27 protein-coding genes are annotated in these 22990 nt (G+C 44.7%); all 27 read right to left on the bottom strand.

From position 1 onward, the window contains the following. Positions 1-94 precede the first annotated feature (94 nt). Positions 95-3355 (bottom strand): hypothetical protein, encoded by a 3261-nt coding sequence (locus EGV92_RS10620; RefSeq protein WP_131669257.1) that lies wholly within the window; start codon positions 3353-3355, stop codon positions 95-97. A gap of 10 nt (positions 3356-3365) precedes the next feature. After that, positions 3366-4649 (bottom strand): hypothetical protein, encoded by a 1284-nt coding sequence (locus EGV92_RS10615; RefSeq protein WP_131669256.1) that lies wholly within the window; start codon positions 4647-4649, stop codon positions 3366-3368. A 179-nt stretch (positions 4650-4828) separates the two neighbouring features. Next, the gene (locus EGV92_RS10610; protein ID WP_131669255.1) at positions 4829-5473 is read right to left on the bottom strand and encodes a hypothetical protein; all 645 of its coding nucleotides are present in this window, start codon (positions 5471-5473) and stop codon (positions 4829-4831) included. A gap of 3 nt (positions 5474-5476) precedes the next feature. Continuing rightward, entirely contained in the window at positions 5477-5773 is a 297-nt protein-coding gene (locus tag EGV92_RS10605; protein ID WP_131669254.1) for a hypothetical protein, read from the bottom strand. Further along, positions 5770-6084 (bottom strand): hypothetical protein, encoded by a 315-nt coding sequence (locus EGV92_RS10600; protein ID WP_131669253.1) that lies wholly within the window; start codon positions 6082-6084, stop codon positions 5770-5772. Before EGV92_RS10600 ends, EGV92_RS10605 begins: the two co-directional genes overlap by 4 nt. Then, a complete protein-coding gene (locus tag EGV92_RS10595; RefSeq protein ID WP_131669252.1) occupies positions 6074-7489 on the bottom strand; it encodes a packaged DNA stabilization protein in 1416 nt (471 codons plus the stop codon). Before EGV92_RS10595 ends, EGV92_RS10600 begins: the two co-directional genes overlap by 11 nt. 1 nt (position 7490) lies before the next feature. After that, complete coding sequence (locus EGV92_RS10590; RefSeq protein ID WP_131669251.1) at positions 7491-7898, bottom strand: packaged DNA stabilization gp4 family protein; 408 nt, start codon at positions 7896-7898, stop codon at positions 7491-7493. Between the two features lie 3 nt (positions 7899-7901). Further along, entirely contained in the window at positions 7902-8435 is a 534-nt protein-coding gene (locus EGV92_RS10585) for a hypothetical protein (protein WP_131669250.1), read from the bottom strand. Positions 8436-8599: 164 nt separating this feature from the next. Then, positions 8600-8836: a hypothetical protein gene (locus EGV92_RS10580; protein ID WP_131669249.1), complete on the bottom strand. Its 237-nt coding sequence runs from the start codon at positions 8834-8836 to the stop codon at positions 8600-8602. A 97-nt stretch (positions 8837-8933) separates the two neighbouring features. Beyond that, positions 8934-9125, bottom strand: a complete 192-nt coding sequence (locus tag EGV92_RS10575; RefSeq protein WP_131669248.1) for a hypothetical protein — start codon at positions 9123-9125, stop codon at positions 8934-8936. 11 nt (positions 9126-9136) lie between these two features. After that, positions 9137-10411 carry a P22 phage major capsid protein family protein gene (locus EGV92_RS10570; RefSeq protein WP_131669247.1) on the bottom strand — a complete coding sequence of 425 codons (1275 nt, stop codon included), beginning with the start codon at positions 10409-10411 and terminating at the stop codon, positions 9137-9139. A gap of 15 nt (positions 10412-10426) precedes the next feature. Then, positions 10427-11323 (bottom strand): hypothetical protein, encoded by an 897-nt coding sequence (locus EGV92_RS10565; protein ID WP_131669246.1) that lies wholly within the window; start codon positions 11321-11323, stop codon positions 10427-10429. Between the two features lie 222 nt (positions 11324-11545). Next, positions 11546-13720, bottom strand: coding sequence for a portal protein (locus EGV92_RS10560; protein WP_131669245.1), 2175 nt, complete (start codon positions 13718-13720; stop codon positions 11546-11548). Positions 13721-13725: 5 nt separating this feature from the next. After that, positions 13726-15000 (bottom strand): PBSX family phage terminase large subunit, encoded by a 1275-nt coding sequence (locus tag EGV92_RS10555; protein ID WP_131669244.1) that lies wholly within the window; start codon positions 14998-15000, stop codon positions 13726-13728. After that, positions 14993-15607, bottom strand: coding sequence for a terminase small subunit (locus EGV92_RS10550; RefSeq protein ID WP_131669243.1), 615 nt, complete (start codon positions 15605-15607; stop codon positions 14993-14995). The genes EGV92_RS10555 and EGV92_RS10550 overlap by 8 nt, the downstream gene beginning before the upstream one ends. 59 nt (positions 15608-15666) lie before the next feature. Beyond that, positions 15667-15888, bottom strand: a complete 222-nt coding sequence (locus EGV92_RS10545; protein ID WP_131669242.1) for a crAss001_48 related protein — start codon at positions 15886-15888, stop codon at positions 15667-15669. A 241-nt stretch (positions 15889-16129) separates the two neighbouring features. Then, positions 16130-16753 carry a helix-turn-helix domain-containing protein gene (locus tag EGV92_RS10540; protein ID WP_131669241.1) on the bottom strand — a complete coding sequence of 208 codons (624 nt, stop codon included), beginning with the start codon at positions 16751-16753 and terminating at the stop codon, positions 16130-16132. Beyond that, on the bottom strand, positions 16750-17643 hold the full coding sequence (locus tag EGV92_RS10535; protein WP_131669240.1) for a tyrosine-type recombinase/integrase: 894 nt from the start codon (positions 17641-17643) through the stop codon (positions 16750-16752). Before EGV92_RS10535 ends, EGV92_RS10540 begins: the two co-directional genes overlap by 4 nt. 67 nt (positions 17644-17710) lie before the next feature. Further along, the gene (locus EGV92_RS10530; RefSeq protein ID WP_131669239.1) at positions 17711-18187 is read right to left on the bottom strand and encodes a hypothetical protein; all 477 of its coding nucleotides are present in this window, start codon (positions 18185-18187) and stop codon (positions 17711-17713) included. 77 nt (positions 18188-18264) lie between these two features. Then, on the bottom strand, positions 18265-18519 hold the full coding sequence (locus EGV92_RS10525; protein ID WP_131669238.1) for a hypothetical protein: 255 nt from the start codon (positions 18517-18519) through the stop codon (positions 18265-18267). After that, positions 18494-18616 carry a hypothetical protein gene (locus EGV92_RS14275; RefSeq protein ID WP_278248261.1) on the bottom strand — a complete coding sequence of 41 codons (123 nt, stop codon included), beginning with the start codon at positions 18614-18616 and terminating at the stop codon, positions 18494-18496. Before EGV92_RS14275 ends, EGV92_RS10525 begins: the two co-directional genes overlap by 26 nt. 134 nt (positions 18617-18750) lie before the next feature. Further along, positions 18751-19155, bottom strand: a complete 405-nt coding sequence (locus tag EGV92_RS10520; RefSeq protein WP_131669237.1) for an antiterminator Q family protein — start codon at positions 19153-19155, stop codon at positions 18751-18753. 165 nt (positions 19156-19320) lie between these two features. After that, a complete protein-coding gene (locus EGV92_RS10515) occupies positions 19321-19515 on the bottom strand; it encodes a hypothetical protein (protein WP_131669236.1) in 195 nt (64 codons plus the stop codon). A 17-nt stretch (positions 19516-19532) separates the two neighbouring features. After that, positions 19533-19904 (bottom strand): hypothetical protein, encoded by a 372-nt coding sequence (locus tag EGV92_RS10510; RefSeq protein ID WP_131669235.1) that lies wholly within the window; start codon positions 19902-19904, stop codon positions 19533-19535. Then, positions 19904-20068, bottom strand: a complete 165-nt coding sequence (locus EGV92_RS13945; protein WP_165525607.1) for a hypothetical protein — start codon at positions 20066-20068, stop codon at positions 19904-19906. The genes EGV92_RS10510 and EGV92_RS13945 overlap by 1 nt, the downstream gene beginning before the upstream one ends. Further along, a complete protein-coding gene (locus EGV92_RS10505) occupies positions 20068-20442 on the bottom strand; it encodes a RusA family crossover junction endodeoxyribonuclease (protein ID WP_131669234.1) in 375 nt (124 codons plus the stop codon). The genes EGV92_RS13945 and EGV92_RS10505 overlap by 1 nt, the downstream gene beginning before the upstream one ends. A gap of 245 nt (positions 20443-20687) precedes the next feature. Then, positions 20688-22985: a bifunctional DNA primase/polymerase gene (locus EGV92_RS10500; protein WP_131669233.1), complete on the bottom strand. Its 2298-nt coding sequence runs from the start codon at positions 22983-22985 to the stop codon at positions 20688-20690. Positions 22986-22990: the final 5 nt, after the last annotated feature.

The raw sequence follows: 22990 nt of genomic DNA, 5'->3' as shown, positions 1-22990 counted from the left end.
AGATAGTAAGCATCCACACTACCTGTAATAACCTAATTAAAAATAACCTAAAGTTTTCCATGCTGTCGCCTTTTTTAGTAATAAACTAAATATATCAAAAGGTAGGCTTCAATGCATTATCTTCATACTGATTAGCGCCTTGGGTAATCATCGTTAACACGTCAGCATTGTTCATAGCTGCTTTTCGAGCTTTTACTGGCAGAGATTTGACGTATGATTTCCAAGCGTCAGTTTTGACCAATTTCTTTTGCAGAACCTTAATTTTAGTCTCGTTTGGTTTGGGTTTTTCGAACTCATCAATGATCATCTTCATTTCGTCAGTGCTAATCACGCGATTAACTAGCTGCTCATTGGCATTGCGATACGTCTTAGCGCGATCCGGACTTAATGATTGATTGTAATCAGCACGAGACTGACGCTCAAGCATAACACCTTTTATTTTTTGGTGCGCCATCTTTCCTGCAATTGCAGTGCCAGCTCCAACAATACCGCCGATTCCAGTCATTGCTCCACCGATTGCGCCAACTGTGCCAGCGGCAATATTTTCAGGGCTGTTCCAGTCGTCAATATTTCTCGCCGTGGTCGCTGTGCCAGATGGGTTGGGATCTTGGTGCTGTAAGATATTCCGGCCAGCGATATATGTGTCTAGCTTTTTAGCAACATCATCGCCAAATATATCAGCCGCCTTATATGATCCATCGTCATTTGGGCGACGATACTGCATATACTCTTTATTAACTGACTTAAGCCCACCCTTACCCAGTATGGTTTCAGCTATGGCCGCTTGTATCTCGGCCTTAGCGCGTTTACCCTTTGGCTTGATCTCATCAGGTAAATTATCAAGGAGGCCGTAAATATGGTTAAATTGAGCACCATCCTTGGCTGCCAATTGCTGTAAGCTTCGACCAACTTGCTCAGGTGATACTTTACGATTAATGCCGTCTACGTCCAGTATCTTAGCGATTCCCTTGGGATTTTCAAATGTCTCTTTGTACTGGCGGTAACGTTTACGTGCATCAAGATAAGCATTGTCATCAAGCTTGCTAAATACACCCATGTCTACTGACTCATTAACTATACCAATAAGACTGGCGCTGTCGGGCGACCACTGGCTATTGATGTATTGGCGTAAACCCTCGGCTTGCTTTGCAGTCATAGGCTTAATTGAGCCGTCATCTTTGAGCAGGTCAAGCTCATTAAGATACGACTTAATACCGCGCCTTAACTGCTGATTTGATGCTTTGCCCTCCCACAGGCTATTGCGATCTAGAGTGTTGGCAAACTCTGTTAGCTCAATACCGCCTTTGCCATCCATGATCTCATCAGCTTTTGCATAATCCTCCTGAACCTTGCTTTTATACCAGTCTTTATATTCTTGCAGCGCGTCGATCACCACTTGACCACGGCTTTCGGGGCTTGCTCCAGCCCTTGCTCCGATGTCGTCTTCAATAATCGACTGAGCGTAGTCGTTCATGGTTTTATATTCGTCATCGAGCTGAGCGCGCATATCTCGACCAGCTTCAGTGTCGAGTTTTGATAAAGACTTCTCGGTTTCAAGCTGAGTTATATCACCTGTCACTGCACCTTTCCGCACTTTTTCATCGGGTAATCCTAGATCTTTTAAGACTTGTGCCCGTAGTCCTTGTACATCTATAGGTACGCCGCCAGTCTGAGGACGCGACTCATCAAGGTTTAGCAGATGATCAATAGGCACTACTGAGCTGCTAGGTGCATCAATATCAATGCGCGGTGCAGGGCTAGCCGCAGAGTTTGTGTCAATTATTCGCGGCCTAGTGTTGATATTGTTGATAGCTCGACTGGTATTGAGTGACTGACTATCTAACCCGTCTAAATTAGCTCGTACATTATCTATAGACCCAGTAGTTCTGGCCGTAGCTTGTTGGTATATCTCTAGGGGTGTTAGTTGGCGTGGTGGTGCATCAATTTGAGCACGGTTAACACCACCAATTAATCCATCATCACTGCTTCTAGCAGCTCTAACTACTGCGTCATTTGCGTCGGGTCTAAGTACACTATTATCACCTGCACGTCTTACTGATTCGTCATGTGATGCAGCCCTGCCCTTTTTACCTTTGAGTGGAGATATCATGCCTAATGCGTTTAGTGCTGTTTGAGTGCCTGCGCCAACTACAGGACTGCCTGTAGTATCGTAAGCTGCGTCACCGGCAATGACAATGGCATCATCAACGATCCCCAACACATCAAGTATTTTGCCGCCAGTATTTGTACGTGGAGTGGCGGCAGATTTTAGAATGCGGCTTGGTGTCGTATTATCATAATTACTAACACCATTGTTATAACCTTCAACGATACTATTGCCGTTAACTGCCGCTCTCCCTATACCACCTATGCCAGCCATACCTTGCATAGCCATATCTAGCATACCACCGCCCACAGCTAGTGCAGCATCAGCCGTGCCGCCAATATTAGCAAGGCCACCATTGTCAAAAACATTATCAATACCTTGCTGTGCAGCAGCTTTGATTTTATCGCCCGATCGACCAATAAAACCTTTAGGTTTTGGCTTTTGCAGCTTAAAGCCTGTTGGGATTTTTGCAATCCCAGCTTTCACATCAGCCTCAAGCTCTGCTTGTTGTAGCTGGTTTAATTTACCGTCATTGTAAGCCATTACTACAGATAACGGGAGTTCTTCGCCCTTTTTTGCCGATGGCTGAGGACTGGATTTTATCTTGCCGCCTTTAGGCATCGATACCACTCCTGCTTTAACATCAGATTCATATTGAGCTTTTTGTACTGCGTTCATTTTTCCATCTTTGTATGCACGATATAGCTTTACTTTTTGCGTGTTTGTTAGGCTCATCGGCCCAGCCCCCTGTGTAGATACTATACCGCCTAACTGTTTATAGTAATTATCTCGTTTAGCGTGGTGCTTTGATACTTGTTTTCCTAGCACAGCGCTGCCATCATAATCCCATGCAATAAAATTGCGGCCAAGGACGTTTTCAGCAGTTCTGTAATCAACATTGGGATTGTCAAGAAACAAGCGCTTCGTTTTAGCGAAGCGCTTGTTTGTCTTAATCTCATTAACAAGATAACTAGCCATTTCATTTAAAGCAGCTTGGCTTGGTACAATACTACCTTTTGAGATAAGACCTTTTTTCTTTAATCGACTATCAAGTCCAGCTGCTCTTGACCCCTGCCAACTAATCATGCCTAGATTTATTTTCCCATTTGCCTCATCTACATGACGGCCAAACAAATATTGCGGCTGAAAGTCATTTTCTCGACCCACTTCTGCTGTTAAGGCTTTAGCTTGGTTGACTGACAAGCCGTTATTGATAAATGCTTGATAGACGTTCCGCATCCAACTCATGATAATTACCTTAATTTAATACTGACATGTAAGAGCGACCTGCGATAGAGCCTGTGTTATTTTGTGATGCTTCACTAATTAAATCTTTATATTTGGTTTGTAGGCGCTTGTCTGCTCTACTCATATAATCATGCACTAATAACAAATTTTGCTTCAATGTTTTTTCATCCATATCCAAACTAAGATTACTAATAGACGCTTCTAATTTTGCACCTTCAGCCTCTGTTAAAGCTCCCAATCCTCGCATTTGACTTACTTGAGCTAAAAAGACTTGACTTTTAAGAGTCTGTAAATCCTTCTCAAATTCTTTAGACTTCGGCCTAAATGTAGGAAGTTTACTATCTATAACTCCCACAGCCTTATTCATGCCCTTTGTGTTATTTAAAAGTCGTGACACAGTCGCTTTAGCAACAGACAGGCTTTCTTTTGAGTTTTCATAGTCAGCCAGCCTTTCTTGGTTTTTAATTTGTGTCTCAACTTGCTGTTTGCTTAATCCAGCTTCAAACATCGCTGATTTCTGCTCTAATTGAGCGAGCTGAATACCCAGTCTTTCACGCTGAATAGCATTACTTTCAGATTGTAATTGCAACTTAATCTGATTGATTTGATTTTGAACCTCTCTTTGCGCCTGATCGGCCTCAAAGTTTTTAGGTATATAATCTGCTTGAGTCTGCTTTAGACTAGCTCCTGCTGTTTTTTCACTGGCCGAAGCTGTCATTTCCGCTTGCTGATATGGCGTAAGCGCATCACGATTATTGGCCTGACTAATAGAGTCTTTTGCAGATGCTAGATTTTTAACTTCTGTAGACTTAATCTCATCTTTTCGGTAGGGCAAAAGTTCATCAATTTCTTTTGCTTCAGCTTCAACTTTAGCAATCTCAGCCGGGGTTTTATCTTGAGCAACAAACGCATCAGAGTAAGCTTTATAGTTATCCGCCGCATCTTTAGGCGACATAACCGCATAGCCCATCGATAATGTGCCCAGCGCTGCTTCAGGTGACATTTCAATAAACTTGGCCATGTCTTCAGCTTCTTTGGCTTTACTTTCATCACCCATATTTCTATGGGCTTCAGCTTTGGCCTTTAGATCATTAATGGCAAGCTCAGGTTTGCCGCTTCTGATAGCTGAGATATAACGACTTGAGTCTGCTAATATCGCTTGGCGCTCTTTTTCATTCATTTGCTCGTAAGCTGACTGCACACCTTTAATCGCAGGCATATCGGCATAGCGACCGATAAATCCTCGCATATCATCCATATTGCTAAAATCAAGCTGATCAACTTCGTCGTACATCTGCATTTGACGCTGTTGCTGCGCTCGCAATAATTCATTCTCATCTTGTATGCGATTGTTGGCCAACTCGTTATGTTGATTAGTTAAATCATTACTGCGTAGACCTTGCACTGCATTCATACCGCCAAAAAACGAATCAAAAGGCGATTTATTGTCGAGTAGATAGTTAATTGGTTGCATTAAAACCACCCCTGTTGTTGACCGATTTGACCAATAGCACCAGCGCCTTGAAATAATCCGTTAAGCATATTTTGATTAGCTTGACCTCGTGCAAGTTGATATCCTGCCTGTGCCTGACCAATACCATTTAACTGATTACCGACTGCTGCGGCTGTCTGTAACCCTGCATTACCAACACCTGCGGCAGCATTCGCACCCATGCCTGTAAGTGCTGCTAGGTTTTGGTTTTGGTTCATGACGTTTGCATACAGCATGTTTGAGCGATTATCAGCCAATGCCTCTTGTATATTGCCACCTCGCAATCCACCTGTAGCAGCGGCATTTTGACGTATCGCATCTTCGGCTTGCTGATATTGAGACTTAAAAAACGGGCTGTTCTCAATGCTGGCTATGGCTTGTTGCTGTGCAGGATTGCCATTAAGTCCAAGTAGGTCTTGCTGCCCAGTTAACGCCTGATTACCGGCCGTCACATACGGATTAAGTAGTTTTTGCATCGCATCAAACTGGCGCTGTTGTTCTGCGATTGCTTCGCGGCTCATGCCTTGCTGTGCGCTTGACGCTGCTTGCGCGGCTTTGCGCTGACTGCGACCACCCAATACACCGCCAATGATGCTCGCACCTGCGCCTAATAATGCTCCAAACATAACTTACTCCGTAATCTCAACAACCGTTAGTAGTACATTTAAACCCTCACCTATCATGGTCAGCGCCTCTGTCTTTTTAATCTGTTGGTTAAAAAGCTGACTAATAACCTCAGTCGCATTCGGTGTGACCGTCTTTTTAACGTACTGCTTGTCGCCCAAACTGATTACTAAGTCAATATTGGCTTCGGTTGGATTGTGGACTGTCAGCGCTCGGATTTGAGCGTCTACGTTTGTCTGATAGACAGTGTTGTCATCAGCCACTAGGGTTACGTTATTAGCTTGCTTATTAATAAATTTCATACAGTCACCAGATAATTAGTTTCGTCATGCGGTAAATTAACAGGGTTTAAGTTAAAAGATGACTCAATCGGCACGCCTACCGCCTGTAAATAAGGGGTTTGCTCTTGCGCGACTTGATGAGCAATGATCGTTGCTTGTATTGTCTGCGCCATCACCTCGGCAATTGAGTCAAAAATCACTTTGATTTCAGCGGGATTTTGCTCAAAAACTTGTGACTGCATACCTTCAAACGCTTTGATAGCTTGAGGGTCGTTGCCTGTTATTTTTGCTAAAGTGGCTCTTGGTAGCTTTAATCGCTTATTATCCGCCATTACCAAAGCCCTCCACGTCAATCTCAACCGCTGTAAATGATGCTAGCGAGTCATCACAACCACGGAAGCGTAAGCCTACCATCTGCTGAAACTTACCCACGGCTCTAAGCCATACAATGCGCTTGCTGTAGTGTCCACGCATACCTTGGCTTTGCAGCCGCTCATTGGACCATCTCAGGCCATCTTTGGTGTAGCTTAAAAATACTTGCGGATTGGACATGTCATTAACACGGCCAGTTAATCCAACCAATTCAACTGATTTGATTTGACCAGATTGTCCGCCGTTATAGATAAAAGTGGTCTGTATCTGCCAAGTGACTGGCTTGCCATAGTGACTACTCAGCTTGTTGTCTAAGACACCAATACGTCCATCGATGCGATCTCCTACTATCCAGCGGTTATAACACCAAACGTGGTTAATCGCTCGATATGCGCCCTTGCCATCCGTAGACGATGACAACTCAAACCAAATTGGCTGCTGCATTACCTGAGATGCTGCAAAGTCATACACCATTGTTTTATCAGGCAAATGCAAGTACAAATGCTGGTGCATGTCTTGTTCTTTTGATTCCAGCACAACCTCAGATAATTGAGCATCTGTATAATCAGCTAAAATGCGCTCAATCTCTCGAGTAGCGACCTTAGATAAGCCGCCATTAGCGCCAAGGTACACACTGCATGGCTGATTCTTTCCGCTGCCAACAAAAGCAAAGCTTCCGGCAAACTGACACTTGGCACTTGTACCAATCAGTCCTTTGGTCATCATTGCGCCATCGATTCGACTAAACGCAAACCCTGCGCCGCCTGTGTTGTCAAAAACTTCTATGGTATAGCGGTTAAAGACGCATAGCTCGTTACGCACTTTAAGCAAGCCAATAATAGGGTCAGGATCAGCCTCAGACGAGCCGTATTTAGTTGGACTAACTTTGGTAGGGTCGTTAAGTTCAGTCTGTACGACATATTCACCATCAGTAGTGACAAAATAGCCGTCAATCCACTCTGCATCTACGACACGGCCTAGATTCGTATTAGTCACTTGTGACAGCGTATTACCTTGCAAATAGTAGAGATTGCCGCCGCCTGCAATGGCCAATCGGTCAAACGAGTAAGCAAACGTGCATTGATTGCTACCAGAGATTGCTCCAATAGCAGTGCATTGTCCATGCTCTGTAACTCGATAGAGAGTACTGCCAATTACTCGATAACAGACATCTTTCCAATTGATGCCACCTCTATCTACACCCGACCGACTCGCACCACATAGCAGCTTGATACCATCAGCCTTGCGTAGATAGCCCGCGCTAATGCCGTTTTGTTTTGGCACTGGCACAAGATTAAGCGGATATGACGTGCGATAGTCAGCCGTCATGTCAGTGTAAATGCCATTAACTATGGGTATTTGCATATCACCACCACCTAACTTTATTACCCGAACCAAACTGCCAAGTTTTTGTAGCACTTACCGCATCAGGTATCTTTTGATAGCGAGTCAGCAGAGCGTTGTAAGCGTCGTCGGCTTGATTGACAAGCAGAGGCGGCGGCACTTTGCCATACAGACTACAGATTCGCAGCGCAAGCTTATGAGCGATGCCTGAGACAGCATCTCGCTTGATGCCCGCCTCGTCGCCCAGGTAGCTATCGACCATATCAGACACGATATAGCCAAAATGGCAATTGTCAGTCTGAATCTCAGCCATCAAGTCATCGAGCGTCTGTACAATGTCTTGCTCATCCTCTGGCGAATCATCAAGCTCATAGCCAGACATGGCTAAAAGCTTAAAAGCTCGGTCAACTATGTCTCGCTTAGTGATCATGATTTACTCGCTGTCTTGTGCTTTTTGGACTAAATCTGACTTGCTATCACGTGCTTTATACTCAACTTTCCGCTGGTCTAATAGCGCTCGCAGCTCATCAGCGGTCATCTCGTCATAAGAGACCTTGCCATCGCCGTCGGTGTCTTTAGCGGTCTCATAGATGGCCAGCTTATCTTTCAGATCTTTAACCTTCACCTCATAACCTGCAATCTCAGTTAACGCAGTGGATAGCTGCAATTCAAGTTCTTTGTGGCGCTCTTTTAGTTCTTTGTTTTCAGTTTTTAGCTGTTCAACGTGTTCTTTAAGCTGTAGCTCACCGACAGCGGTTCCTAGCGCTTTGTTTTGAGCCTTGAGCTTTTGACCTTCGATTTCATCAATCACAGGCTGTGGAGAATTGTGCCAACCGTCTGCTTTGGCTTTTTCAACCGCTTCAGCATCGGTAGGGTCGATAAGGTCGGTTCGCATCTCAACGCCCCAAACGTTTTCAATAGTGCCGCCAACTGCGCCTAGCGCTGCGTAAATCATCATTTTTGACATAGTGTTAGTCCTTATTTTTAGGCAATAAAAAAACCCCATAGTGGGGTTTTTTATTGCGTTTAACTTTAGCTTCTACCAAGATATTTTAATGCCACTTACTTCAGCTTTACTATTGTCATACTTCTAGCTTCTGCAGCTGATATTAATCGACTCATTATGCACTACTATTGATAAAACTCCGGTGTAGTGCATCGCACTACGTCATCAGCACTGCATACTATATGCTCAGCTATGGCGGTGTTAATTTTAGCCTGCGCTGACAAAAGCTCACTAAGACTTGCTTTACCCTGCTTGTTTAAGTTTTTACTATTTGCAGACATTAAAAAACTATGTTCGGCTACGATTTTAGCTAACTGCTGCGCCTCGGATTCGGTCAACTCAAACCTAACCACAATACTCATAAAAACCTCCAGTTTGTAAGGTTATTATAGCAAAATCTATCGCAATATGCGCCGTCCGTAGACAGCGCATATAACTATAAATCTCGGTAATTAATCTCTACTCAGGAATATCTAAAAACGCTAATGGGTTTTCCTTACGGTACTTGGCAACTGCGTTTCGCTTAGCTTGGTATGGCGTATCGCCTACACCCTCCATCACATCTTTGCCATCTGCTTTTATCATGCAGTAATGCAGACCTGTTTTAGCATCTTCACTCTTATCACCCACTGTTAATACTGGTTGTACCATTGGTTAACCTCCTAGCCTTGTTCAAATAGTTGAATGCCGCCCATTTCGGGGTTAAGTAGTGCTGTACCAAACACCACGTCATAGCGGCATTTGATGCTAAGGTCGTCAATGTCACCTTGGCGGCTGTAGTAAACCTCCAGGCCATTACTCAACCGCGCCTTAGTGGTATACCACCCATCACGAGGGTCAAGCCCTAATGTTGAAGGAACGATCTCTAAAGCATCTTTGACAAACAACGTATTGACGGCTGTGTCACGCTTGTTGAGCATGGTGATAGCAGCTCCGTTCGCAGGAGTGTCCGACACGTTTTGATATGCTTGCTCAGATGCTGTAGCAGCCGGATGGTTAGCTGCCACAATTGCAGGCACAACCTCAATACGTGAATCGGACTCAACACCAATCACACGAAACGTTTTTAGGTCGCCCGTGTTGGTTTTGTTTTTATCATGCACCGCATAAACGCCCGCGATGGTAAAGGCATCGCCCACCTTCCATGTGCCGCTAGTTTTAGCAACTGTTAACATCATACTACGGTTATCAACGTTGGTTTGGTTGCCATTGACCTCGTTTTTTTTGGTGGCAGTAGGGATGTGGCGCTGATTAGCAGCCGCAATAGTTGCGCCAGTGACAGTAGACGCGCTCAACCATACAGGTGAATCATCTTCATGTATGCTTACGCCTGCAATACGATTTACATAAGCTTCTTCGTAAGCGGTGGCGGTTTTGCCAATGAGATTTTGACGACTGGCTAAGTTGTCAGCCATATCAATCATTGCGGTAGATGAGTAAAAGCCCATGCGATTAGTGCCGCGAACGCCCAGACGGTCTAGCTTAGCCTTCATTGTTGCCACGTCACGGAAGCCTGTAGGCGCTCCAGCTCGTACATCAACGATTGATGAATAAAAAGCAGCTTCACGGCGTAAGGCATCATTAACCTTACTAGCCAACGTGATTTTCGCAGAATCGCCCCATTCTTTCATCGCGCTTTCATCGCGCAACTCGCTTGGATGCACGGAAAAAGGCACTGAGCGATTGCGATCAACACTAACAGGCGCAGCAAGCTCAGTTGGAGTGACAAAGTTGCCTTTTTGGTTTAGTCCTTCTTGTGATATGATTTGCTTAGGCATAGGCCGCCAGATAGTATCATTCCCGCGTAAAGCGACACGACCGCTAGGCAGTGGATAGACCTTAGCCGCCTGAGTGTAAACAAGCGCTTCTTCAAAGCCTTCGACCATATCATCAAAAGCTACAATCTCTTGCTTAGTTAATTTGCCAGTTCCAGCCATTTAGGCCTCCTTAAATTAAGATTTGTTACGAAGCGAGCGCTTGTAAGCGACGACTTTAGACCGGTCGCCAGTTTTTTCCGCTTGCGCTTCAAGTTTTGCTAATTGAGTATCGCCACCGCCTGCACCACCCGTTAATTCGTGGCTTGTAGGCTTTGGCTTGTTGGGGTTTCGTGATTTAGACTTAGTTTTAGATTGCGACATTTTTTGCTCCAAGAGTACGATTTGTTTAATAAATTGCGGCTCGTCAAGCTTTGACAGCTCTGCTAATTTATTAGGCGACTTGCCCAGCGTATAAGCCATCTTTGCAGGGTTGTCGCATAGCATCTTGAGCATGGCCTGCTTGACTTCAGGCAGCGTATCGATGACCACGCCCTCTACTTCATCGTAGTCATCGGCTTTGGTACGGATTGCATCTACATCAGCTTTATAACGCTCGTCATATTGCTGATATTTCTGCTGTTCTTGCTGCACCTTTTGCTCGTACTGCTGTTTTTCGGTATGCCAAGCAAGCAACTCTTGCTCAAAAGCGTCAGAGTCATAGTCAAAGTCTTCTAGTGTTGGCTTCTCGCGCAACACTGGCTGCTGACTATTGATTCCCACCTTGGCTTCAAGCTCTCGCTTCTGTCGCTCAAGCTCACGGTTCTTTTTCCGCAGGTCTTTGACCCACTGCGGGGCCTCCTGACCAGCGTAAGGGTCGCCGCCTTCGCCTTCTTCGTCGTCATCAAAAGAAAAACCCAGCTCATCATCGGCTGGGTCATCTTCTTCATCAGATTCGGCATCGGGTTCTTCACCGTCTTCGTCTGTATCATCGACATCATCGGGCAATTCGTCAGCTTCCGGCTCGGTCTCAGTAGCTTCCTCTTGTTCGTCGATATCGTCATACTCTACATTGTCGTCGTCATACTCACTCATTGTTATTACTCCTCAGATTATGGCATCTGGTCGCCGTTGTTAAAATTCGGGCATTAAAAAAGCCCCGCTCGAATGAGGGGGCTTTAATTAGATTTATTTAGTTACCGCAATTTTTGTGAGATTCGGCTTTTTGCAATCCAATTTTTTCAGTGTTTACAAAAGCTGCAACCAATAAAAGTAATGGTATTAATACAAGCCAATACAATTTTTCTAGGTTAATATTCATCGCATTAGCTCCTCAGGCGGCATTTGCTCTATATCAGGCATACCCGCTGGCGGCGCAGGCATTTCGCCCATGGGCGGCATCGGTGGAGGCGTCACCTCTTGCTTGATCTGCTGCTCACTCTGCATTTGAGATTGCTGCATGGCTTGCAAGATAGCCATCATCTGCTCCATCGTCTGCTGCACTTGCTGCTGCTCCTTTTGTATCTCAAACATCGTCTTAGCAGTATCAGCTCGTGTCTCGTCAACCTCGGCAAGTGTTTTTTGAACGTCAGCTTTAGCTTTCTCAGCATTAGCATGAGCTTTAGCGGCCTCTGCTTCCATCCATTGGTCTTGCGCTGATGGCGGTTGCTGACTGGCTGCTGCTTGAGCTGCTGCGAGTTCTTTTTGCTCCTCTTCGTTAGGCTCAACAATTTGCATGCTGATAAGATTCTTACGTGCCCATTTTCTGAGGTCTTGCAACCCTTCGCCTTCTTGGTTGGCCAAGATGGTATTGAGTAGTGCGGACTGCTGCTGTGGGTCGGTAATCATCGGCACTAAGTTGAGCAGACGCTTAATCGTCTTGTCTCGCTGAGTCGCAAACGCTTCGCCAACATCAACCGTTACTTTGTACGTGCCGCCTTGCAAGTCGTTTTCATACGCAAGTTTGCCGTCTTTGATGGTCGGCTTGTTGATGACAATATCAACATCTTGATCATCATGAGTCAAGCCCGTCATTTCACGCTGTTCTTCGTCGTAAATGGTTTTGGCCATTGATAGCCAAATCCGGCCAACATGCGCCATGGTCTTAGCAAAGTTATCAAGATAGATATAAGCCTGAGCGTCTACCTTATCCTGCACCATTTCGACCGCTTGCGTCGAGACGTTAGAGACTAGCTGCTCGCCGTTCGCTTGGTTGCCCGTCAGCTCGGCTATATCTTGCCCTGCTTTGTCAATCAAAGCGCCCATGGCTTGTGGTATCTGCGGCGACTTGGTGTAAGCCTGCGGCCCCACTGCGACCATGTTGCCATTGCCGTCCTTAGTTGGATTAATCGTGAGGTACGGCTTGCGCTTAACCTCTTTATTCGCCCAGATAAATTCATGACCTGCGATCTGTGCAGGTGTAAAGATAGGTATCTCATCTTGAGGGCGACTCGCCAAGTCAATCAAGCCTGACATCTTGACGTTATAAGCAATCTGAGCGTCACGAGACAGTCGAACGTGCCCTTGAGTGACCTCGCGACCACTGATATACATGCGCTTGCCATAAAACGGTGCTATTGGCAGATAGTCGCCCGCTATGACGCCTAGTTTCTCAATAATGCCGCTACCGTCGAGCACATAGCCTTTAACTACTCGGCGCTTGATTTTCTTTTCGAGAACAACCTCATAGCCTTGAGCCAACAACGAATCAAGCTCTTGTTCAAACTCTGCAACTTCTTCGGCGTCTTTTTTATTTGGCACATCAAGCGTTACAGGGTCGGCGTGCTCATGCTCAAGCTTGATAATATCGACTTTGTTTTCTGTTAATTCGTAGTGTTCAGCAACTTTGATACTGTCACCATTTCGCCAATCAAATCGCATACCTTGCAAATTGTCAAAACTGCATGGCTCTTTGTGATACTTTGCTTCAAAAGCTGATTTACTCATTGATGTGACGATTGTCACATGATTAGCATCCGCCTTGTCGTAGCGCTTAGCGTTTGCATCCCAATAGACGCAAGTGTCAGCTTCAAAGATGGGTTTGATTCTGATTCTCTGATGATCATCTTCATCACTATATTCATCTTCATACTCAGCTTTAAGCATGACCGCACTAATTCCGCCACTGATTCCTTCAAAAAAAGCAGTACTGTAAGCTTCATCGGCGTTACTATCTCGCTCGTCAGCCCTAAAGAGGTTTTGCAGTGTCTCGGCAGTGTCAGCATCGGCAATATGGTTTTTCGGGCGAAACTCTACAGTAAATCGGTTTTTAGCCCATTCGTTGTAGATGCGGATAACACTAAGTTGGATTTTATTAAACTCGAACTTTGGTCGGCCCTCGAATTGACGCCCAATGTCACCATCCCACTGAGCACCTGAAACAAAGCAGAATCGGCGGTCATCGTAAGATTCTTTTTGGTTCTCTTGTGACTGATCAAAGTCTACATCAATGCGCTCTAGCAAGCGCTGGTGTAAGTCTGTTTGCTTGCTCATATTGATTACCAATAACTTGTTACTGTGGGGATGGGTTGTGGTGGCAGGTCGTCTTGGTTGTGATTGGTTAGCTTGTCAGACACAATGCACAAGTATCTAAATGCATCAGCTCCATGGCTGTATTCATCATGAACAGGTCGGCTTGGCTCCCCTGTGGATTTGCTGACATGCCTACGGTATCGCTTTAAGCACTCCACAAGTCGCATAACGCCCTCGGATTCTTTATTGAAGTAAATGCGAGGGAACACCTCACGACCTCGACGAATCCCCGCCTCAACCTCCATGTTTGGTATTTGAGCCACATTACGCCCTAGCAACCTCATAACCTCAGCGTCAGACTTTCCACTTTGATGACGCTTGGCAAAACCATCGTGTGGTAGCCAGTCATCACCCCAGTTATAGTTACGAGGTGCTACATCCTCAGTTACATAGCTAACTAACGTGCGCCTGTTATCCTCAATTGCATCAATAATTCGCACTTCTGACGCAAGGCGCTGTGCAAACAAGATAAACATTGAGTCATTAAACCCTAAGTCCCAGATCGTATGTACTTTAAGCATGGGGTCATAAGGGAGTAGAGTTACACGACCTTTAGCTTCCGCGTCTGCAATCTCATTGAAATAAATAGCACCCTCAACGGCTGGCATACACTTACCCTCCCAGATATGTTCGTACTCAGCCTTTGATAGCGCAGCCTTAGCTTCTAGACGCTCATTGTTAAGCACTTCGGGAAACCACGGATTATCATACCAATTGACATCAATAGTAATAACATCGCTACGGCCACTATTGGCTAAAACATGGATGGGGTCAGTATCTAGCTGTGGGTTGTAAGTCACCCAAATTTCTGAGCCTTTAGCACGGATTGTTGGCGCTAAAATCTTGAGTGACTTATCTGTGATTGCTTGTCCTTCTTCAATCCAACAGATATCCACGCCCTCAAAGGACTTGATACTATCAACGGTCTGGTCACTTAGGCCGCTAAAGTAGATTCGAGTACCGTTTTTACCTCTGATTTCAGTCTCTAATACATTATAGAAGCCACCAAGCCCTAGCGCTGTCACTTGGTCTTTTAAAAGCTGGTGTACTGACTGCTTGATTGACTTTTGAACCTCACGAGTGCACAAGATGCGCTTAGGGCTTTGGCCGCCGATTAATAAGAGTTTGCGCGCTACCGTCCAAGACTTAGCGCTACCTCGGCCACCACGGGCAAATTTATAGCGACTAGGCTTGTCAAATGCTGCAAACTTTTTGGGAAACGAGATAGCAACATCATTCATATTTAACCGTTATAGATGGAAACAGTTCAGCGCCATCCGCACCCGTATGCTCCACTTTGTCTTTAAACATCCCCAAGTGCCTTGCTACATTGTCTAGCGCTTTCATTCTGTCAGCTGTCGTAACCTCAATCCCAAATTTGGTAGCCTTGGCACCTTGGTAGACCAATTTAGCAGCAGGCGATAATTTAGTGGTGTCAGCGATATGCACATAAGGTGCGCCCTCGCCTTTGCATTTTGGGCAATCAGGGTCAGGCGCTTCATTTGGATTGACTACCGCCGTCTCATCTTCATCGGTCAATGCTCCGCCCCAACACCAGCCACATGCCACACGCTTAACGCTAGACAGCTCGTTATAATCAGCCGTAGCAATCTGCCACCACTGCCACAAAACATTGTCTGCGTCGATGCGTAAGCGCTCTTTACGCTCAGCAATAGCGCCATCAATTGCTTGCTGTATATGCGGCATCTGTAGCAGCTTCCACGCTTGCTGGTCAGCGGTCTTTGCGCTAAATCCTGCGTCACGTGCTGCACGGCCGCCGTTAAAGTCTTTGATATACTCAAGCACAAAAAGTGCTTGCTTAGCAGTAAGCTTTTTAGACTGTGACATGCTTACCTCCTAAGCTGTAGACGTAAAAAGCCCGCTCAATGGCGGGGCTGTGGAATTTGCTATAGATTGTCTATAGCATCTGTAATGCGCTGACTCAACACCGAGTGATAGGCTTTCATGTGCTCGTATTGGTCATCAAGTAACCGCCATTGCGTATCATCAATGAATTCAGGCTGTCCTTTGTCTAAAAACTCAATCAATTTCACCAACCTAGCTTTCAGCTCTTTCTTTTCAACAATCATGCGCTGTAGGTGCTCTGGCATTTCTATTTGTGTTGTCATATCAAGTCCTAGACGTAAAAAAGCCCACATCGTGAGATATGGGCAATGGTTGTTTTTAGTGCTTAATAAAAAATATCTGCCCTGCTCTGGCTAAGTGCGGTTGCATCCCGTTAAGGCTCGCCGCAGACATTTAAGACACAAAAAAAGGCAATTAGAATTAACTAATCACCTTTCCGCTGCGGATGCAGACATCATATCATATTTATACACGTTACTTCGGTCAAAGTCAATAAAAAAGCCCTCAATCTACGTCAAGCTCTAATAGCAATTGCCATTTATCATGTGGCATTGGCTGTTCTCCATTTTCCCATCTGCGCACCTGTCGGTTACCAGCGACGCCGACTATTTTAGCTACTTGCTCTTGAGTAAGTCTCAACCGTTGACGCAACTGTTTAAGATTAGCAGGAGTATAGCCTAGCTCATGTATCGACTTTGACAGCAAGTAAGGTAATATCGCTGCCAGCTCATCGTTATGCATCTGAGTATAGCGACGGTTGTCAGGCGGTAATGTCCAGCTGCCAACCCTGCTATTAGATAAAGGCAGGCCCGACTCTTTAACGATCTCTTTGACTTGCTTAATATCGATATTTAGCTGCTGCATGATGATTTTTAACAAATCATTTGCAGTTACACTGTCAACATCATCTAGCAGCATCAAATCAGCTGCTTTAGCATGCAGCAATCGATCATCATTTAGCAGTGCCACTTTTTTAGACTTGTTATCATACTCTCTGCATGCGGCTCGATACGCTGACCATGCCACATGCTCATTATCAGTGATAAAGTATTGCTGATTATTAATATTGACTTGGTACATGATATTTTTGAGATAGTTGATGATGTTGCCAAGTTTAGCATATCTCATGATAGACCTCGCCACTCATCTACTAAATCCGCCCACCACTGCATCAGCTCTCTACGCTGCTCTATCATCTTCGCATGATTGTAGACGCCTTTTGTGCCCTTAACACTATGAGACAAAGACAGCTCGATAGCATCAGATAAAAAGCTCGCATCATGCGCCCTGGTGCTAAATATGTGTCTAAAACCGTGCATTGTCTGACGCTTCTCATAGCCAGCTACTCTAATCAGATAAAGCGGCGACCAAGGGTCGATGGGTTTTAGGCCTTTTACTGTATGATTGGAGGTAAATGCCCAAGGTGAGTCTATTCGGTCAAACTCCGTTTTAATCAAGCGCAGAGACTGATCAGACAGCGGCATAATCTGTTTAGACCGAGTTTTCGCCCGCTCAGCGGGTATTGTCCAAATACCACTCTCTAAATCAAACTCCTTTCGCTTAGCTAAAACACCCTCGCTACGTCGAGCTGCTGTATAGACTAAAAACCAGAATGCCGCATTGTTACCAGGACTTATTCTCTTCATGCGGTTTATTTCTGATAAGAGTAATGCTAAATCTGCGTCACTGTCTAAATGTGCAAAATGCTGATATTTATGACGTTTTAGATAGCGCTTGAGTCCATATGCTGGGTTATTATTTAAATAGCCCATAATACCCGCATAAACAAAAATCTCATTGCAGCGTCCGCACATGCGACCAGCTCGATAAGTTGATACTTTCTCTAGCTTCTTTAGCGTATCTAACATCATCTTTGGAGTGATGTCGATTATATCTATATGCCCGATAAGCGGATACAAGTGATCATTTAGATCCTGATTTATAGCACATATCGCTCCGTCACTAACCGTGGTGGCGTGTACATCACGCCACTCTCTAGCTAATTCAATAAATTTCACATGGGACTCCTGCCCCCGCGGGGCGTTGGTCGGTTAATATTTTGTTATAAAGTGTTCGTAGAGATTATTAGACTTCCTTTTGTTCAGTGTATGCAAACGCTTCAGCATCTTTAAATGAGACTGTTAGCTGACCATTTTTCAAGTCAAAGTAGTAATACCCTTGCGCGTAATACTCACCACTTTTTCTATTCTCAATCGTGTTTTTAGTCGAGCTACTAAAATTAGTAGTCCATTGTAGGTCAGTAGCATCATATGCTATGCCGTTTTCTTCTAATTGTTGTTTAATGAGCTTTCGGGCATACGGTTTAATAACATCAACATACTCACCAGACACTAAATCCAATTCATGTATTAGATGGTTGTATTCTGCACTCTCGCTAAATGCTTCGTTTTTTGACTTTAAAGACCATCCGCCCATGATGTTATTTTCATAGCTTGACAACTTGCGCTTTAAGCCGACGATATTAACTTCCTCAAGCCAGTGAGCATGTTTTGTATGGGTGTAAAGGGTGTTGCTGGTTAGATAGGTTTTAGTGTTTGACATTTTTGACTCCTGCCTTACTAGGCGTAGGTTTAAATTCTATTGGATGGGCAGTTTAAGGACTTGCTCAGGTCTAGTAATTATTTAGTTAAGACTTCTTCAATTTTTTCTTCTACGTAATCCAGCCATTCAGCATAGCCATAGTCTAATAAATCACAATCATCTGTATATAACTCATCGTCAGAGCGAGTTTCATAACCACTGACTGTTAATATCCGTTTTAAACTGTTGTCATCACGCTCCAACCAACTATTATCTGATGCTTCGTGGTTAGTAGTGATCTCGCCATCATTTAAATCCAAGTACAACTTATAACTTATAACTTGTACCATCATAATATTTGCCTGATGCAATACCGATAAAGAACTCATTTAAAGTATTAGCGTTGTCATCACGGTTGATTAGCTCGTTAGCGTCAAATTTGGTTTTCATGATTTGAACTCCTGCCCTACAGGGCGTTGGTTGGTTTAATATGTCAGCGTTATCGCTCAACATGGGTATATAATAGGTCTTTTTAAGTCCTATGTCAACACTCAAACCAAATTAATTTAAAATAAAAAAGAGGCCTAAGCCTCCTCTTTAATCAATAACTCAATAACCTGCTCAGCCTCATCTACCAACTTTTTACAGTGCTTGTCGCACATCTTTTGTCCTGCTTTATCTCCACCTCGTTTATACTCCGGCAGTTCTCGAGTAAGCTTAGCGGCTAGTCGGTTGTAGCTGTAGCCGTACAAATACTTGAGCTTGAGCAGTCTATAAGACCAGCGACCATGTACTTTGAGATATGACATTGCGTGCTCGACATCAAGCATATCGCTATCATAATCAACCGAGACGCCCCTCCCCGGCGACGGCAGTATCATAGCCCATGCTGACTTGTAGCCGACGTTAGTAAAGCTTTGGCTGCTACCACGACTCGCCCATCGCCCCCAAGCCGTAAGCAACTCTTTAATATTTAAATTATCAATCATTAGTGCTTAAACCTTAACTTTTCTAAACTTACTTGGCGAATGGTGAATTTTGTTCATGTCTATTTATCGCTTCTTCAAACTTTGCTACCAAGACAAATATAAAAATCAAACTAATATGTGCCGTCAGTATTACTGCTAGAAATATCCGCAGAGCCTCAATATCACTCACACCAATTCCTCCACCGTATAATTTTGCTCAAACCGTTTTTTACTCATCGTCAACGTCTCTTTACTCCTAAAGTTATAAAACTCTATTTTGCGATTTAAGAGTGTTTTATAGCCTGTCGCTACTATCACACCATTTTTATTTTTTATCGCTAAAGCTGGCTTAAATTGACCCGTATATGACGTTTTTTTCATGCACTCAACCATGTTGTCTAATACTCACCTTTAACAATCTTAATAGTCTTTTTCAATGCGGCCAGCTCGCCTTGTGCCTTAACTCTGCTTTTATACTCCTCTTCTAAATTTTGCCGGAGTCGTTCCATTTCTTGACCATGATATTTTTTTACCTGTGCGCGAGTTTTTGACCATGCTTTTTTTTCGGCTAACCTAACGCGGCGATGCAACGTATAATCATCATTGAGATACATGCGCATATATTTAATAAACTCACCTCTTTCGGGTATTAAAAATATATGCAAAAACCCTATATAAATCTTGGTGTAATGAGGGTCGCCTCTCTTCTCGCAGAAAGCCCAATCTTTTTGACACTTAAATGCAAACTTGCCTAGTTTTATTAAAATCATCACTCACCCCTCACCCTCTCAAAATCCTGCATAAATACAAACTTACGCAACGTGTTTAATGTCTTACTAGCTGTCTGATATGTGACAAGCTCGTTTGATTGCCAGATGACACGGACCAATTCGCCCGTGTCTTTTTTTTGCCAATGTCCAAATTCGATAGTCATTACTCTATCTCACAGATAATCAAATCAACGCGTCCACCTTTGACAACTTCGCCGCGCTTGGTTAGCAGCTCTACCACTTGCTTGTCATCGACAATAAAGCGAGCTTCTTCCAAGGCGTCCAAGATTAGCTTGTTGCGGTTATCTGTATCTGATGTTCGCTTATTAGCTGGATGGATAACTATTTCGACCGCTATGGGCTTCTGTGAGGGTTTTTTAGGTGCATATGGTGCTAGTGACTGGTAAGCGGTTCTTTTGAACTCTCTTGACGCTTCTGTGAGCGTTACACCACCTCCACGAGTGCGTTTTGTGTAGTGGTTGACGCTTGGCGGCATGGCTGGGATAGATACTTCTGCCAAAAGGTTTAATCTGCTCATTTTTATCTCATCTTAATTAAATCGAATTAAATCGATTAGTGAGACACTATTGTCTGCACTTATAACCCTTTATTTATAAGGCTTTAATATATTGTTGCAGACAAAAAGGGGGGTATACCTATATATTTTAAGTGGTGTGTATAGCGTCTCATGTCTGCAACAATGCTATAAGACCCATGCTTATTAAGTTATAAATGCAGACAAGGCGTCTGCAACAATGTCTCATCTGTCTGCAACAATGGCGGCTAACCCACCTCCATGATGGTTTCGTCAAAATTCTCTGGGCAAATATAAGCCACACGTTTGCGACCACGGCCAGATACTGACGGGATAGCAACTTGCATAATGCGAGACTCGGATAGCAATGCTTTAAAAGCTTGCTCACGATCATTTGGACGACTGGCTGCAAACAGACGGCTATAAGTTGATAAGTCGCGCTCAGTCATGCCCTTACTGCCAGAGCGGCCAATTAATTCGTAGATATTTAGATAGAGGCGGTGGAACTCGCCGTCAGCAACCCTGGTCGCCGCACTATCCATGAACCGCTGACCGTAGAACGTCACATAATCAACGCACCATCCTGCTATCTCAGCGTTAACGATTGGGTCTTTTGAGTTTTCACAAACTGCCAATGCGGTGGCCAGTCTCATAGAGTTTTCAACCCAGCGGCGAGTTAGATCAGGTAGCGTAAACTTTCCTTCTTCTTCCGCTTCTGCCAGTGCGTCAAATAGGCCATCAAAGATCATCATGGCCGCGTCGTCTATAGCTACGATGGTAGGCACTGGTGTTACATCATAAGCAGCTTCAATACCGCTTAAATCTGTACGGCTTTTAGGCTTAGGATGACGTATATCAAACGCCCATTCTTTTAGATGCTCTGGCACGGGCAAGCGTCTACTACGTTGGCGTGGTGCTTGCGGCTCCGACACTTCAACGACATGCAGGCGGTTTAAGAAACCATCTTCAATCTCAGCGGTGGTCAGGTTGTCAAATACCTGCCCACTGGTGGCCAGTCCTAGATTGGTAATAGCTGGGCAATGCACGACAACCTTTTTATCTTCAATGTTTTTACCCTTGGTAATGTCGCCCATGTTTGAATAGTTGCGAGGGATCATGTAACTGGTAGTCGACGAGTAAGCTTCGGTCAATGTGCTGAACGCTTCAGCCATTTGACCGTTAACTTGCTTGCGAGCCGTTTGCAGTTGCTTACCTACTTCGTCGGCAATCTGAATATGGCAAGGCGCACGGCAAAGCGCGGTAAATACTGCCCCTGCTGAGGTGTTACCGCTACCAGATAAGAGATGATCAAGTTTGGATTCGACTAAAAAAGATTGAATGGTAGTCTTAGCGTAGTTTTTACCAACGCCAGTATCAGCTAAGATCATAAAATACATAGAGCTTGTATTGGCTTCTTCACTGCGGTAGTTACGGCCTGCTAATACTGACGCTAGCGCCAATGTAGCCGCTATAGATATCTCACGTTGCGGCTGCCGGCTGTGACTCTCCATCCAGTGCATGACCTCGCTGAGCTGCGGCACTGGAATATCAAGCAGATGACTAGGTACGGCTTGCTTATTGCCATGCTTACTTAGCTTTACTGGTTCTGATATATCAATAGCTTGAGCGACCAAATTGCCTTGCTTGGTATTTATCCAGCCACTATCTTGAGCAAGCTTAAATAGCGTAGGCAGATCAACGCTTGATAAGCCTTTGTGCCTAAAACTGCGCCACACTCTATACTGATCATTTTGATCAAACTTATCGCTAGTCGCTGACCAATCACACCAAAGCTGATAAGCTCGCTTATCATTAGCGGCGTGTAGCGCCATACCCACTGTTAGCCACGTATCACGGTCATCGGCATTAATAAATGGTAAAGCCTCGACTACATCGTAATACTGATCATCTGTCATGCCGCTATTAATTGCAGCGTCACTATTATCGTCAACATAGGCTGCAGTCTGACTAAATGAGCGGATCCAGTCCGGCAGTGGTCCAGCTACAGCGCCCTCAAGCGGATTGCTTGACGCCTCCCAAATATATTCGCCACCACTAATATGGTTACTAGGCTCAGCGATGATATAACCGTTTAATTTAACGTCCACGCCTTTACCAAGCTTGCCGGGCAAGTTACCATCGGGGCGCAAAAATAAGCGGTGTTCACCATTGCCACCAGTTAGCTGCACCACGTCCGACTCAATAGGCCCGTAGACTGATTCAAGATCTTCAATGGTGTAGTCGCCACCGTTGCGCGGGTCAATATCAATCGCACAAAGGCCACTGCCAGCTAAGTAAATAGCAATATTGGCATCGGAATTGGTGGTCCACCACTGGGTAATGGCGGCTTTATCACTGGTCGCACTGTCTTGACCGCGAGGTGCGAGGCTTGAGATTGGGTGCTTGCCCGGCGACTTGCAGTCAGTACCACACGCACACACACCGTCAACAATCTGCCAGCAGGGGAATATCTGCCAGCCTAGTTCAGCGTATGCTAATGCAGTCTTAAGATTGTCTGATTGTGCTTGCAAATTATTATCACTCATGATTA

This window comes from Psychrobacter pygoscelis, from assembly GCF_004335015.1.
Taxonomy (GTDB): Bacteria; Pseudomonadota; Gammaproteobacteria; order Pseudomonadales; family Moraxellaceae; genus Psychrobacter; species Psychrobacter pygoscelis.
This window is presented reverse-complemented; position numbering and strand designations above follow the sequence as displayed.